The organism is Bacteroides stercorirosoris (genome assembly GCF_900142015.1).
Lineage (GTDB): Bacteria > Bacteroidota > Bacteroidia > Bacteroidales > Bacteroidaceae > Bacteroides > Bacteroides stercorirosoris.
In genome coordinates this window covers 1-1,015 of the sequence record NZ_FQZN01000091.1, presented here as the reverse complement: position 1 = coordinate 1,015, position 1,015 = coordinate 1, and the positions used below count along the sequence as shown (strand labels likewise).

Below are 1,015 nucleotides of genomic sequence, written 5' to 3'. Positions count from 1 at the left end.
ACGAAACTCACTCCTGAGTTCGTTTCTTTTTTAAAAGAATAAGATTGAAACTACCGCGGCCAGCATAAGCTCCATAGCAGATGCTTATGGGGTAAGGGGGAAACTGTTAACTTCACAGTACAAGGAGTTCATCAGCGCATACAGACAGTGGGATCAGTTAGATCATGCCACAGAATATGTCCTGTTCAAACAGAACATAGGTCCTAGCCTTTGTATTGACGAGACTTCTTTGAGTTGCGGAGAATTATATACTGTTGTCACTAACCGCGCGGGACGTGGTGGCAAAGGTACACTTGTGGCCATGATACGTGGCACAAAGTCTGAAGACGTCATAAAGGTACTTGAAATGATTCATGTCTCCAAGCGTAAGACAGTCAAAGAGGTCACTTTGGATCTTTCGCCGACCATGATGCGGATTGTGAGAACGGCTTTCCCCAACGCCACTATGACAAATGACCGGTTTCATGTACAGAAGCTCTTTTATGAGGCAATTGATGAACTCAGGATTACTTATCGCTGGATGGCACGGGATTTAGAGAACGATGAAATTCAGCGGTGCCGAGAGCAAAATATAGAGTATGTTCCGTTTCGATATACCAATGGCGATACCCGTAAGCAGCTGCTGGCAAGGGCTAAACATGTACTTGTCAAGCATTTTAGTAAATGGACTGAATCCCAAAGAATACGTGCGGAAATCATATTCGAACATTATCCGGAATTGAAATCAGTTTACGACTTGGCCATAGAGTTGACCAATGTGTATAATAAGCACTATGATAAGGATGTGGCACGTGGAAAGCTTGCCTTGTGGTACAATAAAATAGAAAAACTTGGATATGGATGTTTCAGAACCGTAACAAATACCATGCAGAACTATTATGAAACAATACTAAACTATTTCGTTAACAGGGAAACAAATGCATTTGCAGAATCATTCAATGCAAAAATTAAAGCGTTCAGAGCACAGTTTAGGGGAGTCGGAGATATACCATTCTTTATTTTTAGATTATGCAAA

Annotated in this window: 1 protein-coding gene; it reads left to right on the top strand. The window is 41.4% G+C overall.

Annotation, left to right across the window (positions count from 1 at the left end; translation table 11 throughout):
- Window positions 1-43 precede the first annotated feature (43 nt).
- The coding region (locus BUC01_RS24875) for an ISAon1 family transposase (protein WP_458693047.1) at window positions 44-1,015 on the top strand (972 nt) is incomplete at its 3' end.